We start from the raw sequence: 14,093 nt of genomic DNA, 5'->3' as shown, positions 1-14,093 counted from the left end.
CGATGTGGATTTCGAACCCTGGTGGCTGATCGCCATTCCCTTGTTGTTCGGGTTGGGCTGGGTGGCCGCGCGCGTGGACATCCGGCAGATGTTGTCCGAGCATCGCAGCGTGCCCGATTCCTATTTCCGCGGGCTCAACTTCCTGTTGAACGAGCAGCACGACCGTGCCATCGACGCTTTTATCGAGGTGGCCAAGCTCGACCCCGAGACGATCGAGCTGCACTTCGCCCTGGGCAGTCTGTTCCGGCGCCGCGGTGAGATCGAGCGTGCCATACGCGTGCACCAGAATCTGCTGCAGCGAGCCGACCTGCCGGACAACCAGCGTGAGCAGGCCTTGCACGAACTGGCGCAGGACTATCTGCGCGCCGGCATGCTGGACCGGGCCGAAGCGGCATTCGACCAGTTGAAGGGAACGCGATTCGCCCCCGACGCCCTGCGTGCGCTGATCCGGATCCACGAGACCGAACGGGATTGGCCGCATGCCATCCAGGCCGTGCAGGCCTTGCAGGGACTGATCGACGAACCCGTGTCCCAGGCCGTTCATTTCCATTGCGAGGAAGCCGCGGCGGCGCTGGCCGCCGGCAACATGGACGCCGCCCATGCTGCGCTGGACGCGGCCACGCATGCCTCGGTCCAGGCCCAGCGGGGCAGCGGCACGGCTCCGCATGTGCGCATCGCCATGATGCGGGCCGATCTGGCCCGGCGCGAAGGCGACCTGCGGGCGCAGCGCCTGCACCTGGAGTCCGTGCTGTCCGCGCATCCCGAGTACGCGGGCCTGGTGGCCGAGCAGTTCCTTGCCAACCACGAGGCGCGCGGTACGGCCAGCGAGGGGCTGGAGAAGCTCGAGGCGCACTATGCGCGCCACCCGTCGCTGGATCTGTTCGATGCGATCTTCCAGGCGCTGCGCCGGCAGCGCGGCCTGGCGCAGGCCTGGAACTTCGCCCGCGGCGCCTTGCAGCGCAATCCGTCGCTGCTGGGGCTGGACCGGCTGCTCGAGGCACAGGTGGCGGGCGAGAAGGCGGCGCAGGTCGAGCCGGGGCAGCAGGCGGCCGCGAACGTGGTGACGCTGAACAATCCGCAGGCCGATGCCGCCTCGCCGTGGACGCCCGCGGACGATGCCGTGCTGATGCGCAGCCTGATACACAAGCATACCCAGCGCCTGGATCGCTACGCCTGCCAGGCGTGCGGTTTCAAGGCCAAGCGGTTCCATTGGCAATGTCCGGGCTGCAACGCCTGGGAAACTTATGCGCCCAAACGATTGGAAGAACTTGATGCAGTATGAGGATGATGCCCCCCCCTACGCGCTGACGCGCGCCCAGTATGGTGAGCCCCCAGCCGCTACGCGGCAGCCCCACAAGGGGGCCGGGACCCGCCTTGGGGCGGCCCGGCGCCTGATCCCGGGGGCGATGCGGGTGGACCGGCGGAGCCGGAGCCGCGGCGCCCTGGATCTGTGTGACGTTTTCTTGGTGTGTGGCATTGGCTGGCTGGCTGCCGGTTTTTCATTGGGGAGCAACGCATGAGCGCGTCGGCGTTGGGGGTGTTTCCCTCGGATGAGCAGCGCGCGGCGGCGCGGGTGTTGGTGGTGGGGGACGTGATGCTGGACCGTTATTGGTTCGGCGAGGTGCATCGCATTTCTCCCGAGGCGCCGGTGCCGGTGGTGCATGTGTCGCGCAGCGAGGACCGGCTGGGCGGGGCGGCGAACGTGGCGCGCAACGCGGCGACGCTGGGGGCGCATGTGACGCTGGTCGGCGTGGTGGGCGATGACGATTCCGGGCGTGCCATTGCGCGGTTGTGCGAGGACGAGGGGGTGCGCGCGGATCTGGTTGCGGATCCGTCGGTGCCGACCACGATGAAGATGCGCGTGCTGGGACGCCAGCAGCAGTTGCTGCGGGTGGATTTCGAGCAGCCGCCCTCGCCGGGCGTGCTGGCCGAGCTGGCGGCGCGGGTGGCGGTGCATATCGCCGACCACGACGTGGTGGTGCTGTCCGATTACGCCAAGGGCGTGCTGGACCAGGTGCAGGACCTGATCGCCCTGGCCCGCGCGCGCGGCTGCGTCGTGCTGGTGGATCCCAAGGGCGACGACTATGGACGCTATCGCGGCGCCTCGCTGGTCACGCCCAACCAGTCGGAAATGCGCGAGGCCGTGGGCCGCTGGCGCGACGAGGCGCAACTGGCCGAGCGGGCCCAGCATCTGCGCCAGGCGCTGGACCTGGAGGCCTTGCTGGTGACGCGCTCCGAGCTGGGCATGACGCTTTTCACGGCCGAGGGGCGCGACCACGTCGAGGCGCTGGCGCGCGAGGTGTTCGACGTCTCGGGTGCCGGCGATACCGTGATCGCCACGCTGGCCGTCATGCGCGCCGCGGGACTGGATCTGCATGTGGCCATGAGATGGGCCAACCTGGCGGGCGGCATCGTCGTCGGCAAGCTGGGAACGTCGATCGTGACGCCGGACGAGTTGCGCGCCGGCCTGGCGATCTAGATTGAGGAAATTGCCATGATCATCGTAACGGGAGCCGCCGGCTTCATCGGCAGCAATCTGGTCAAGGGCCTGAACGCCCGCGGCGAGCGCGACATCATCGCGGTCGACGATCTGCTCGAAGGCGACAAGTTCGTCAACCTGGTCGACTGCGAGATCGCGGACTACCTGGACAAGAATGATTTCCGCCGGCGCGTGGCGGACGGGTCGCTGCCCAAGGTGGACGCGATCCTGCACCAGGGCGCGTGTTCGGACACCACCGAGCGCAACGGCCAGTACATGATGGACAACAACTATCGCGTCACGCTGGAGCTCTTCGAGTATGCCCAGCGCGAGCGGATTCCCTTCCTGTATGCGTCGTCGGCCGCCGTTTACGGCGCGGGCCCGGTCTATGCCGAGGACTTGCGCAACGAGAAACCGCTGAACGTCTACGGCTATTCGAAGTTCCTGTTCGACCAGGTGCTGCGCCGCCGCCTGGCCTCGCTGACCGCGCCGGTGGTGGGGCTGCGCTATTTCAACGTCTATGGCCCGCGCGAGCAGCACAAGGGCAGGATGGCCTCGGTAGCCTTCCACAACATGAACCAGTTCCTGAAGGAAGGCCACGTGCGTCTGTTCGGCGGCTGGGACGGCTACGGCGATGGACAGCAGCAGCGGGATTTCATCTCGGTCCACGACGTGGTCGAAGTGAACCTGCATTTCCTGGGCCGTCCGGTGTCCGGTGTCTACAACTGCGGCACCGGCCGGGCCCAGCCTTTCAACGACGTGGCGGCCGCGGTGGTCAACACGCTGCGCGAGGAGCGCGGCGAGGCGCCGCTGCCGCTGGCCGACCTGGCGGCGCAGGGGCTGCTGCGCTACATCGAGTTCCCCGAGGATCTCAAGGGCCGCTACCAGAGCTACACCCAGGCCGACACCACGCAATTGCGCGCGGCAGGCTTCACCGCGCCGATGCGGGACGTGCAGACGGGCGTTTCCGAGTACATCCGCGAGTTGCGCGGCATCTCGAAGTAGGGGGCGGCCGGAGGCCTCCCTACGCATTTCCCCCCTTGGACAGCGGGCCGTTCGCGCCCGCTTGCAGGGCGGTTCCTGGAGCAAGCTTGCGATGACGCCGGACGGTGTCGCGGCGGCCGGCCGGTCGCCGGCAACTCTCAAGGAGCCTAGCCATGAATCCTTTCCTCGATCCCACCCGCGCCGAACCCGATCCCAGGCCCTATCGCATGCGCGGCGCCCGGCTACGCGCGGGAAGGCTGGCCGCCACCGCCAGCCTCGGGCTGGCCATGCTGGGCGGAGCCCATGCCGCCAGCGTGGACGTGAATACCGCGACGCCGTCCCAGCTCGAGGCCGTACGGGGCATCGGCGCCAAGACCGCCGCCAGCATCGTCCAGGAACGCCGCCGAGGGGGGCCGTTCTCGTCGTTCGAGGACCTGGCCGGACGCGTGCGCGGGCTGGGCACGAAGCGGCTCCAGGGGTTGCGGGCGGCCGGATTGGCTATCGGCCCGGCCGGCCGCGAGGGGCCGGCCATCATGGTCAATATGCCTCCGGGCAGTAAGGGGAAAGGGAACTAAACCGGGCCGGCTGGATTATGATGGGGCGCATGAGAAGCTACCCCACCATCGAACAGACCATCGGCAACACGCCCCTGGTCCGGCTCCAGCGCATCCCGGGAGAAGGCAACGCCGCGCGCGGCAACGTCATTCTCGCGAAGCTGGAAGGCACCAATCCGGCCGGTTCCGTCAAGGACCGCCCGGCCTTGTCCATGATCGCCCGGGCCGAGGCCAGGGGCGAGATCAAGCCGGGCGACACCCTGATCGAGGCGACCAGCGGAAACACCGGCATCGCCCTGGCCCTGGTGGCGGCCATACGTGGCTACCGCATGATCCTGATCATGCCCGACAACCTGTCGCTCGAGCGCCGCGCGGCCATGACGGCCTATGGGGCCGAACTGATTCTGACGCCGGCTTCGCAAGGGGGCATGGAATACGCCCGCGACCTGGCCTTGCAGATGCAGGCCGAGGGCAAAGGCAAGGTGCTGGACCAGTTCGCCAATCCCGACAACCCGCTGGCCCACGTCGAGACCACCGGGCCGGAAATCTGGCGCGATACCGACGGGCAGGTCACCCACTTCGTCAGCGCCATGGGTACCACGGGAACCATCGTGGGCGTCTCGCGCTATTTGAAGAGCCGCAATCCGGCGGTCCGGGTGGTGGGCGCGCAGCCGGCCGAAGGTTCGCAGATTCCCGGCATCCGCAAATGGCCCGAGGCCTATCTGCCCAAGATCTACGACCCGTCGGCGGTCGACAGCCAGGAGTCCGTCACCCAGGCCGAAGCCGAGGAGATGGCCCGCCGGCTGGCAGCGGAAGAAGGCATCTTCGGCGGCATCTCGTCCGCCGGCGCGCTGGTGGCGGCGCTGCGCGTGGCCGAAACCGTCAGCAACGCCACCATCGTCTTCATCGTTTGCGACCGTGGCGACCGCTATTTGTCCACCGGCGTATTCAACTGACTGACCCGGCTCGCCACGCGGCCGCGCCGTTCAAGCTCCACGGCCAGGTCGGTGACCGAGGTGGCGTAGAAGTAGCTGCGGTTGTATTCGGTCAGGGCGAAGAAGTTGGGCGCGGCGACGCGGTATTCGGTCGTGCCCGTCGCGCCGTCGTACAGATCGATCACGGCCAGCGGCCATTGCATCCACGCGTCCGACATTCCCGCCACCTTGGGCGCCCGCGCGCCCGCCGCCTGCAGCCGGGTCCAGTCGAGCGTGGGCTTGAGCCCGCCGTCGACCAGCGCGGCCGGGTCGCCCGGTAGCCGCACCGGCAGGAACACCGGCTGGTCGCGCTGCCATCCATGTTCGACCAGGAAGTTGGCCACCGAGGCGATGGCGTCGGCGGGGCTGGCGAGCAGGTCGATGCGGCCATCGCCATCGCCGTCGACCGCGAACTGGCGCAGGCTGCCGGGCATGAACTGCGGCAGGCCGATGGCGCCCGCGTACGAACCCTTTACCGCCAGCGGGTCGGCGCCGGTTTCCTTGCACCAGATCAGGAACTGCGCCAGTTGCTCGCGGAAGAAGGCGCTGCGGTCGCTGCGCGCCTGGGCCGGGTAGTTGAAGGCCAGCGTCGCCAGCGCGTCGATGACGCGGAAATTACCGGTGACCCGGCCGTAGAACGTTTCCACGCCGATGACGCTGACGATGATGGAGGCGGGCACGCCGTACCTGGCCTCGGCGCGCGCCAGGTCCTGCGCATGTTCCTCCTGGAACGCGATGCCTTCCTTGATGCGGCGGCTTTCGATGAAGCGCGCGCGGTACCGGGGCCAACTGCGCACCGTGGGCGAGGAGGGCGGCAGCACGAGCCGCGCGACGGTTTCCGAATACTTGGCCTGGTCGAGCAGGGCGCCGACCCGGGCGGCGTCCAGGCCCCGGCCGGCCATGTCGGCGACGAAAGCGCGCCGGGCCTCGGCGGCCGGCATGGGGCCGGAGGGCGCGGGCACCGGTACCGGGACGGCCACCGGCGCGGCGGGCGCCGGCGCCACGGGCTGCGCGGCCGGGCCGGAGCCCGGAGCGGCCTGCATGCCAGGGGAGGGCGACACGCCCTGCATGGGGGCGGCGGCGGGGGGCGGGGGCGAGGCGCAGCCCCACAGGGCCAGCGCGGCAAGACCGGCGACGATCGGGCCGCTGCGCGACCCGGTCGGAAAGCGGGGTGTCGAATTCACGCGTAAGATTTCCGGAAAAGCGATATCGATAGCGTGATGCTGCCGGCTGTTCGGCCGCGATGCAAGTCGGGCGCATAATGGAGGCCATGGCTACGCTTTACTTCACGCATCCGGCGTGCCGGCAGCACGAGATGGGCGAAGGGCACCCCGAGTGCCCGGCGCGGCTGGACGCGATCTCCGACCAGTTGCTTGCCTCGGGCGTGGCGGTCCACCTGGTCGAGCGCGAGGCGCCGCAGGCCACGCAGGACGCGCTGCTGCGCGTGCATACCTCCGAGTACCTGGAATCACTGGTCGAGCGCTCGCCCGTGCACGGCTACGTCGAGCTCGACCCCGACACCTGCATGAACCCCCACACCTACGCGGCGGCGCTGCACGCGGCCGGCGCCGCGATCGCGGCCGTCGATGCCGTGTTGGCGGGAGAGGGCGAGTCGGCGTTCTGCGCGGTGCGGCCGCCCGGCCACCATGCGTGCCCCGACCAGGCCATGGGATTCTGCTTCCTGAGCAATGTGGCGATCGCCGCGCGCCATGCCATCGCGCGCCACGGTTTGACGCGCGTGGCGGTCGTGGATTTCGACGTGCATCACGGCAACGGCACCGAGGCGGCGCTGGCCGGCGACGAACGCGTGCTGATGTGCGGTTTCTTCCAGCATCCGTTCTATCCATTCAGCGGTACCGCGCCCTGGGCCGACAACATGCTGAACGAACCCGTGCCCGCCTATACCGAAGGCGCGGCGATACGCGAACTGGTCGCGGCCCGGTGGCTGCCCAGGCTGGAGCGGTTCCGGCCCCAGCTCGTGCTGGTGTCGGCGGGCTTCGATGCGCACCGCGAGGACGATCTGGGCAGCATGGGGCTGGTCGAGTCGGATTTCGCCTGGATCACCGAGCAGCTGGTGGCGCTGGCCCAGCGCCACGGCGCGCGGGTCGTCAGTTGCCTGGAAGGCGGCTACAACCTGTCGGCGCTGGGGCGCAGCGCCACCGCCCACATACGCGCGCTGGCGGGGATCTGAGCCCCCATGCGCGCTCGTCGTCCGTATTTACCCGTATTCCAGGCCCGCGAGAGGGGCATGTCGATTACCTATAATCGACAGGTTTCCCTGTGGCGCGGCGACCGTGCCGTGTGCGTGCCCGTTACCCAGGCGTAGCCGGCTTATCTACAACGAGGTTGCAAACGATGAAGGTGTTAGTGCCAGTCAAGCGAGTGGTGGACTACAACGTGAAGGTCCGGGTGAAGTCGGACCAGACCGGCGTGGACATCGCGAACGTGAAGATGTCGATGAACCCGTTCGACGAAATCGCCGTGGAAGAGGCGACGCGCCTGAAGGAAAAGGGCGTGGCCAGCGAGATCCTGGCCGTGTCTTGCGGCGTCGCGCAGTGCCAGGAGACGCTGCGCACGGCGATGGCCATCGGCGCCGACCGCGCCATCCTGGTCGAGACGCAGCAGGAGCTGCAGCCGCTGGCCGTGGCCAAGCTGCTGAAGGCGCTGGTCGACAAGGAGCAGCCGCAGCTGGTCATCCTGGGCAAGCAGGCGATCGACGACGATGCGAACCAGACGGGCCAGATGCTGGCCGCGCTGCTGGATTGGCCGCAGGCGACCTTCGCGAGCAAGGTCGAGGTGGCCGACGGCAAGGCGACGGTGACGCGCGAAGTGGACGGCGGCCTGGAGACGGTGGCGCTGTCGCTGCCGGCCATCGTGACCACGGACCTGCGGTTGAACGAGCCGCGCTACGTGACGCTGCCCAACATCATGAAGGCCAAGAAGAAGCCGCTGGAGACCGTCAAGCCGGAAGACCTGGGCGTGGACGTGACGCCGCGCCTCAAGACGCTGAAGGTGGCCGAGCCGCCGGCGCGCAAGGCCGGGGTGAAGGTGGCGGACGTGGCCGAGCTGGTGGGCAAACTCAAGAATGAAGCGAAGGTGGTGTGAAGATGGCGATACTGGTCGTAGCGGAACATGACAATGCGCATCTGCGCGCGGCGACGCTGAACACGATCACGGCGGCGCAGCGCCTGGGTGGCGACGTGCACGTGCTGGTCGCGGGCGCGGGTGTGGGCGGAGCGGCGCAGGCGGCCTCGCAGGTGGCGGGCGTGGCCAAGGTGCTGTCGGCCGACGGCCCCGCGCTGGCCGATGGCCTGGCCGAGAACGTGGCGGCGCAGGTGCTGGCGGTGGCCCAGGGCTACAGCCACATCCTGTTCCCGGCCACGGCGTACGGCAAGAACGTGGCGCCGCGCGTGGCGGCCAAGCTGGACGTGGCGCAGATCTCCGACATCATCGGCATCGATTCGGCCGATACGTTCGAGCGTCCGATCTACGCGGGCAACGCGATCGCCACGGTGCAGTCGGCCGACGCCGTCAAGGTGATCACCGTGCGCACGACGGCCTTCGACGCGGCCGCGGCCACGGGCGGTTCGGCGCCGGTGGAAAGCCTGTCCGCGGTGGGCGACGGTGGCAAGTCCTCGTTCGTGGGGCGCGAGGTTGCCAAGAGCGACCGTCCCGAACTGACGGCGGCCAAGGCCGTGGTCTCGGGCGGACGCGGGATGGGCAGCGCCGAGAACTTCAAGCTGCTCGAGCCGCTGGCGGACAAGCTGGGCGCGGCCATGGGCGCGTCGCGCGCCGCGGTCGACGCGGGCTATGCCCCCAACGACTGGCAGGTAGGCCAGACCGGCAAGATCGTCGCGCCGCAGTTGTACGTGGCGGTGGGCATCTCCGGCGCGATCCAGCACCTGGCCGGCATGAAGGATTCGAAGGTGATCGTGGCGATCAACAAGGACGCCGAGGCGCCGATCTTCGGCGTGGCCGACTACGGGCTGGTGGCGGATCTGTTCACCGCCGTGCCCGAGCTCACGAAAGCGCTGTAGGCGCGAACGCCGCCGCGCCCTTGGGCTGCGGCGGCGCACCCGAACAGGGCCGGGCCGCCGGTCTTGCCGCCGCGCGGCCCTCGGTGCCCAACTGACCGGAGGTTTGCATGGCTTACGTGGCTCCATTGCGGGATATCCGATTCGTGCTGAACGAATTGGCCGGCCTGGACAAGGTTCATCAATTACCCGGTGGCGAGGAAGCCGGCCAGGAAGTCGTCGATGCGATCCTGGACGAGAACGCGCGCCTGCTCCAGGACGCGATCGCGCCGCTCAACCGCGACGGCGATCTGCAGCCGCCCACCTGGCGCGACGGCGCCGTCACCGCATCGCCGGGGTTCGCCCAGGCATTCCGCAGTTTCGTCGAAGGGGGCTGGCAGGGCTTGCAGCATCCGGTGGACTTCGGCGGGCAAGGCCTGCCCAAGGTCGTCGCCACCCCCTGCATGGAAAACCTGAACGCCGCCTGCCTGTCCTTCGCGCTGTGCCCCTTGCTGACCGATGGCGCCATCGAGGTGCTGCTGACGGCCGGGACCGAGGAGCAGAAGCGGCGCTTCATTCCTTCGATGATCGACGGTTCCTGGACCGGAACCATGAACCTGACCGAGCCGCAGGCCGGATCGGACCTGTCGCTGGTGCGCACGCGCGCCGTCGCGCAGCCCGACGGCAGCTATCGGCTGCACGGGCAGAAGATCTTCATCACCTACGGCGAGCACGACATGGCACGCAACATCGTGCACATGGTGCTGGCCCGGCTGGAGGACGCGCCCGAGGGCGTCAAGGGCCTGTCGCTGTTCATCGTGCCCAAGTTCCTGGTGAACGATGACGGGTCGCTGGGCAAGCGCAACGACGTGTGGTGCGCCTCGATCGAACACAAGCTGGGCATCAAGGCCAGCCCCACGGCCGTGCTGCTGTATGGCGAGGACAAGGGCGAGGTCGGCCCGGGCGCCATCGGCTATCTGGTGGGCGAGCCCAACCGCGGCCTGGAAACCATGTTCATCATGATGAACGCCGCGCGTTTCGCCGTCGGCTTGCAGGGTATCGCGGTGGCCGAGCGCGCCAGCCAGCATGCCGTGGCCTATGCCAAGGACCGCGTGCAGAGCCGGGCGGTCGAGGGTTCGGCCGGGCCCGTGGCCATCGTCCATCATCCGGACGTGCGCCGGATGCTGTTGACCATGCGCACGCTGACCGAGGCCGCCCGCGCCGTGGCCTACGTGGCCGCCGGGGCGCACGATTTCGCGCACCGGCATCCCGATGCCCAGGTGCGCGCGCGCAACCAGGCCTTCTACGAATACATGGTGCCCATCGTCAAGGGTTTCTCGACCGAGATGGCGGTGGAGGTGGCGTCGCTGGGCATACAGGTGCATGGCGGCATGGGCTTCATCGAGGAGACGGGCGCTGCCCAGTACTACCGCGATGCCCGCATCCTGTCGATCTACGAAGGCACCACCGCGATCCAGGCCAACGACCTGGTGGGACGCAAGACCGCGCGCGACGGCGGCGCGGTGGCCGCCGCCATCATCGGCCACATGCGCGAGACGCTGGCCGAGCTGGACGGCGACCAGGAACTGTCGGCCTTGCGCGGACAACTGGCCGACGCCATCCAGGCCTACGAGGAAGTGGTCCGTTTCGTGGTCGAACGCTATCGCGACGACGTGCGCGAGGTCTACGCGGGCAGCGTGCCCTACCTGATGCTGGCCGGGCTCACGCACGGCGGGTGGCAGATGGCGCGCGCCGCGCTGGCCTGCCGGCGCCGTATCGGCAAGGGCGACGTCGACAGCTTCTATCCGGCCAAGCTGGCGGGAGCACGGTTCTATTGCGCTCACCTGCTGCCGCGGGTCGAGGCGCTGCGCCGCGAGATCCTGCAGGGGGGAGCGAGCACGCTGGCCATGCCGGTCGACGCGTTCTGAGGCCGGCCTGGCCGGCGCCGCTCAGGGGGATGGGCGGTGATGGCCGGGCGCCAGGGACGGCGGCAGCGGAGGCGTACGGCAGGGGGCGACCGGGATGCGCCAGTGCGACCTGCGCCGCAGGGCAGCCAGCAGTTTGAGCCCCTGGGGCCACGCGCCGTACCCCGATTCGGCATTGATGTGGCCGGCATCGTCGAGCTGCTCGAAGCGGCTGCCCCAGGCCTCGGCGAATTCGCGGGCCCGATCCAGCGAGCAATACGGATCGTTGGTGCTGGCGACCACCACGCTCTGGAAGGGCAGCGTCTGCATCGGCACCGGGCAGAACGAGCGCAGCCGCGCCGGGGCGTTCGGCCGCTCGACGTCGGCGGGCGCTACCAGCAGGGCGCCCGCCACTTTCTCGCGCACCCGCAGCGGCAGGTGGCATATCGTGATGCAGCCCAGGCTGTGGGCGATCAACAGCGGCGGGCGCTGCGCCGCTTCGATGGCGGCGGCCAGGGTCGCGGTCCAGTCATGCAGGTCGGGCGAGGCCCAGTCGGCCTGCTGCACGCGCACCGCGCGCGGCAGACAGGCCTCCCACAGGCTCTGCCAGTGGCCGGGCCCGGAGTTGTTCCAACCTGGGACGATCAAGGGTTGCAGTCGCATGAGCGCATGATGGCGTCCCCGTTCATTACTGGGAACGAAGAATTTTGCGTTTGTTAATTACCGCAGCTTCGTTGGCGGTACGCCGCGCCGGGTAACGTCCTTATATGAAAAAATAAGTATCCGGCTTTCCTTTATGGTGGAAAGCTATATGGTTATGTGCAAACATTTGTTCCCGCTTCCCCGGCGGAACGCCAGAATGCTTCATTTGAAAACGTAGGAGACCGACATGACCGCATTGCGTCTGGGCGACACCGCTCCCGATTTCGAACAGGATTCCTCCAAGGGACGTATTCATTTCTACGACTACCTCGGCGACAGCTGGGGCGTGCTGTTCTCGCACCCGGCGGACTTCACGCCGGTCTGCACGACCGAACTGGGCTATACCGCCAAGCTCGCGCAAGAGTTCGCCAAGCGCAATGTGAAGGTGCTGGCGCTGTCGGTCGATCCGGTCGATTCCCATCAGCAGTGGATCGGCGACATCAACGATACGCAGAACACCCGGGTGGATTTCCCCATCCTGGCCGATGCCGACCGCAAGGTGTCCACGCTCTACGACATGATCCACCCGAATGCCAGCGCCACCGCCACGGTGCGCTCGGTCTTCGTGATCGACCCGGCCAAGAAGGTCAGGCTCATCATCACCTATCCCGCCAGCACGGGGCGCAACTTCGACGAGATCCTGCGCGTGATCGACTCGCTGCAGCTTACCGACAACTACAGCGTTGCGACGCCGGTGAACTGGAAGGACGGCGAAGACGTCATCATCGTGCCCTCGCTGCAGGATCCCGAGGTACTCAAGCAGAAGTTTCCCAAGGGCTACAAGGTGGTGCGGCCCTACCTGCGCACCACGCCCCAGCCCAACAAGGAGTAAGTCCGCGGCGGAAGAAGTGCCCGTGTCACGCACATGTGCTGTAATGCGGGCCTTCGTTTCCTTTCGACAGGACTCCCATGCTCCAGACCGCCGACGATCTCGGAAAACTCCTGCTGCGCGTGGTCGTAGGGGTGCTCATGCTCATGCATGGCATTCCGAAGGTCATCGGCGGCATCGGCTTCGTGAAGGGGCTCGTCGCCTCGCACGGGTTGCCCGCCTTCCTCGCCTATTTCGTCTACGTGGGCGAGATCGTCGCCCCCATCCTGCTGCTCGTGGGGCTGTACAGCCGGCTCGGCGGCCTGCTGGTCGCCATCAACATGGTCGTGGCCATCGCGCTCGCCCACTCCAACCAGGTATTCACCGTGGCCAAGAACGGGGCCTGGACGCTGGAGCTCCAGGGACTCTACCTTTGCGGCGGCCTGGTCATCGCGCTGATCGGCGCCGGCCGCTTCAGCGCCGGCGGCAAGGGCGGCACCTTGAACTGATCAGGCCCCGGCCGGTTCAGGCTGGCGGGCCGCCGCCGTGTCCTCGTCCTGCTGCGCGGTGATCGTGTCGCGATCCAGGTGCGGCGCGAACATCTCGATGAAGGCGATCGCGAAATTGCGAAGATAGGCGCCGCGGCGCACCGCCAGGCGCGTCATGTTCGAGGCGAACAGATGGTCGGCCGCCAGCGACCGCAGCTTGGTGTCTTCCTCGCTGTCGTAGGCCATGGCGGCGATGATGCCTATGCCCAGGCCCGCCGATACATAGGTCTTGATCACGTCGGCGTCCATCGCCGTCAGCACGATGTCCGGCACGATCGAGGCGCGCGAGAAGGCCTCGTCGATGTGCGAGCGGCCGGTCAGACCCGTGTCGTAGGTGATCAGAGGATGCCGGGCCAGTTCCTCGACCGTGGGCCGCTCGCGCGCCAGGATGGGATGCCCTGGCGGCGCGACGATGACGTGGTTCCACCGGTAGCCGGCGAAGGTCGACAACCTGCCGTCGGCCTGCAGCCCTTCGGTGGCGATGCCGATGTCGGCCTGGCCGCTGGCCACCCATTCGGCGATGTGCAGGGGCGAGCCCTGCTGCAGGTTCAGGTGGACCTGAGGAAAATTGCGCCGGAACGCCTGCACGACCACCGGCAGCGCGTAGCGGGCCTGCGTATGGGTCGTTGCGATGGTCAGCCGCCCCTGGTCGCGGGCGCTGAATTCCTGGGCCGCGCGCTTGAGGTTCTCCTGTTCGAGCAGCAGGCGTTCGATGATCGTGACGATTTCCTTGCCCGGCTCGGTCAGCCCGGTCAGGCGCTTGCCGGCGCGCTCGAAGATCGTCGTACCCAGTTCATCCTCCAGCTCGCGTATCTGGCGGCTGACGCCCGGCTGCGAGGTGTACAGGGTGTTGGCAACCTCGGTCAGGTTGAAATTGCGGCGCAGGGCTTCGCGGACGGAGCGCAGTTGCTGGAAATTCAAGGTGGTTCTCCTGCTCGGGCCGGCGCGACGGAGGCCGGCGGCGATCAGCCATGTTGCGTCGCAAACAAAAAAATCAGAACGAAAATTTGAAAATGATCTAATGCGCGTCCGGGCATAACGGCGTATTTGTTCTGTGCCGGGGCGGGTTTATACCGGTCGGAAATAAGTAACCATCCAAGATGTCGTTCCCAAGCATGGGGCTTGTG

At 67.9% G+C, this 14,093-nt stretch carries 14 protein-coding genes; 11 read left to right on the top strand and 3 right to left on the bottom strand.

Annotated elements, in window-relative coordinates; genetic code table 11:
* Positions 1-4 precede the first annotated feature (4 nt).
* The 5 genes from lapB to cysM all read left to right on the top strand — a co-directional run bounded on the left by lapB (position 5) and on the right by cysM (position 4,973).
* A complete protein-coding gene (gene lapB, locus ABD104_RS08135; protein ID WP_343927347.1) occupies positions 5-1,282 on the top strand; it encodes a lipopolysaccharide assembly protein LapB in 1,278 nt (425 codons plus the stop codon).
* 234 nt (positions 1,283-1,516) lie between these two features.
* Positions 1,517-2,479: a D-glycero-beta-D-manno-heptose-7-phosphate kinase gene (rfaE1, locus tag ABD104_RS08130; RefSeq protein WP_165963281.1), complete on the top strand. Its 963-nt coding sequence runs from the start codon at positions 1,517-1,519 to the stop codon at positions 2,477-2,479.
* Between the two features lie 15 nt (positions 2,480-2,494).
* Complete coding sequence (gene rfaD, locus ABD104_RS08125; protein WP_087836649.1) at positions 2,495-3,484, top strand: ADP-glyceromanno-heptose 6-epimerase; 990 nt, start codon at positions 2,495-2,497, stop codon at positions 3,482-3,484.
* 152 nt (positions 3,485-3,636) lie between these two features.
* Positions 3,637-4,038, top strand: coding sequence for a ComEA family DNA-binding protein (locus ABD104_RS08120; protein ID WP_087836650.1), 402 nt, complete (start codon positions 3,637-3,639; stop codon positions 4,036-4,038).
* Positions 4,039-4,067: 29 nt separating this feature from the next.
* Entirely contained in the window at positions 4,068-4,973 is a 906-nt protein-coding gene (gene cysM / locus ABD104_RS08115; protein WP_087836651.1) for a cysteine synthase CysM, read from the top strand.
* Here the strand turns inward: cysM and mltB are convergent.
* Positions 4,946-6,175, bottom strand: coding sequence for a lytic murein transglycosylase B (mltB, locus tag ABD104_RS08110; protein ID WP_343927346.1), 1,230 nt, complete (start codon positions 6,173-6,175; stop codon positions 4,946-4,948). The two genes, cysM and mltB, sit on opposite strands and share 28 nt — an antisense overlap.
* An 86-nt stretch (positions 6,176-6,261) precedes the next feature.
* Here mltB and ABD104_RS08105 point away from each other — a divergent pair, with 86 nt between their 5' ends.
* From ABD104_RS08105 to ABD104_RS08090, 4 genes are all read left to right on the top strand, one after another.
* On the top strand, positions 6,262-7,182 hold the full coding sequence (locus ABD104_RS08105) for a histone deacetylase family protein (protein ID WP_087841048.1): 921 nt from the start codon (positions 6,262-6,264) through the stop codon (positions 7,180-7,182).
* A 164-nt stretch (positions 7,183-7,346) separates the two neighbouring features.
* Complete coding sequence (locus ABD104_RS08100) at positions 7,347-8,096, top strand: electron transfer flavoprotein subunit beta/FixA family protein (protein WP_087840980.1); 750 nt, start codon at positions 7,347-7,349, stop codon at positions 8,094-8,096.
* A gap of 2 nt (positions 8,097-8,098) precedes the next feature.
* A complete protein-coding gene (locus tag ABD104_RS08095) occupies positions 8,099-9,028 on the top strand; it encodes an electron transfer flavoprotein subunit alpha/FixB family protein (protein WP_087840981.1) in 930 nt (309 codons plus the stop codon).
* Between the two features lie 107 nt (positions 9,029-9,135).
* A complete protein-coding gene (locus tag ABD104_RS08090; protein ID WP_343927345.1) occupies positions 9,136-10,932 on the top strand; it encodes an acyl-CoA dehydrogenase in 1,797 nt (598 codons plus the stop codon).
* A gap of 21 nt (positions 10,933-10,953) precedes the next feature.
* Here the strand turns inward: ABD104_RS08090 and ABD104_RS08085 are convergent, their stop codons facing one another.
* Positions 10,954-11,571 (bottom strand): RBBP9/YdeN family alpha/beta hydrolase, encoded by a 618-nt coding sequence (locus tag ABD104_RS08085; protein WP_087840983.1) that lies wholly within the window; start codon positions 11,569-11,571, stop codon positions 10,954-10,956.
* A 226-nt stretch (positions 11,572-11,797) separates the two neighbouring features.
* Here ABD104_RS08085 and ABD104_RS08080 point away from each other — a divergent pair, with 226 nt between their 5' ends.
* Together ABD104_RS08080 and ABD104_RS08075 are read left to right on the top strand one after the other, a co-directional pair.
* Entirely contained in the window at positions 11,798-12,442 is a 645-nt protein-coding gene (locus tag ABD104_RS08080; RefSeq protein WP_087840984.1) for a peroxiredoxin, read from the top strand.
* A 77-nt stretch (positions 12,443-12,519) separates the two neighbouring features.
* Positions 12,520-12,927, top strand: a complete 408-nt coding sequence (locus tag ABD104_RS08075) for a DoxX family protein (protein ID WP_087840985.1) — start codon at positions 12,520-12,522, stop codon at positions 12,925-12,927.
* On the opposite strand, the gene ABD104_RS08070 is transcribed toward ABD104_RS08075, so the two are convergent.
* Positions 12,928-13,887, bottom strand: coding sequence for a CysB family HTH-type transcriptional regulator (locus ABD104_RS08070; RefSeq protein WP_087840986.1), 960 nt, complete (start codon positions 13,885-13,887; stop codon positions 12,928-12,930).
* Between the last annotated feature and the right edge of the window lie 206 nt (positions 13,888-14,093).

Origin of the sequence: Pigmentiphaga daeguensis (genome assembly GCF_039523035.1) — a bacterium.
Taxonomy (GTDB): Bacteria; Pseudomonadota; Gammaproteobacteria; order Burkholderiales; family Burkholderiaceae_B; genus Pigmentiphaga; species Pigmentiphaga daeguensis.
This window is presented reverse-complemented; position numbering and strand designations above follow the sequence as displayed.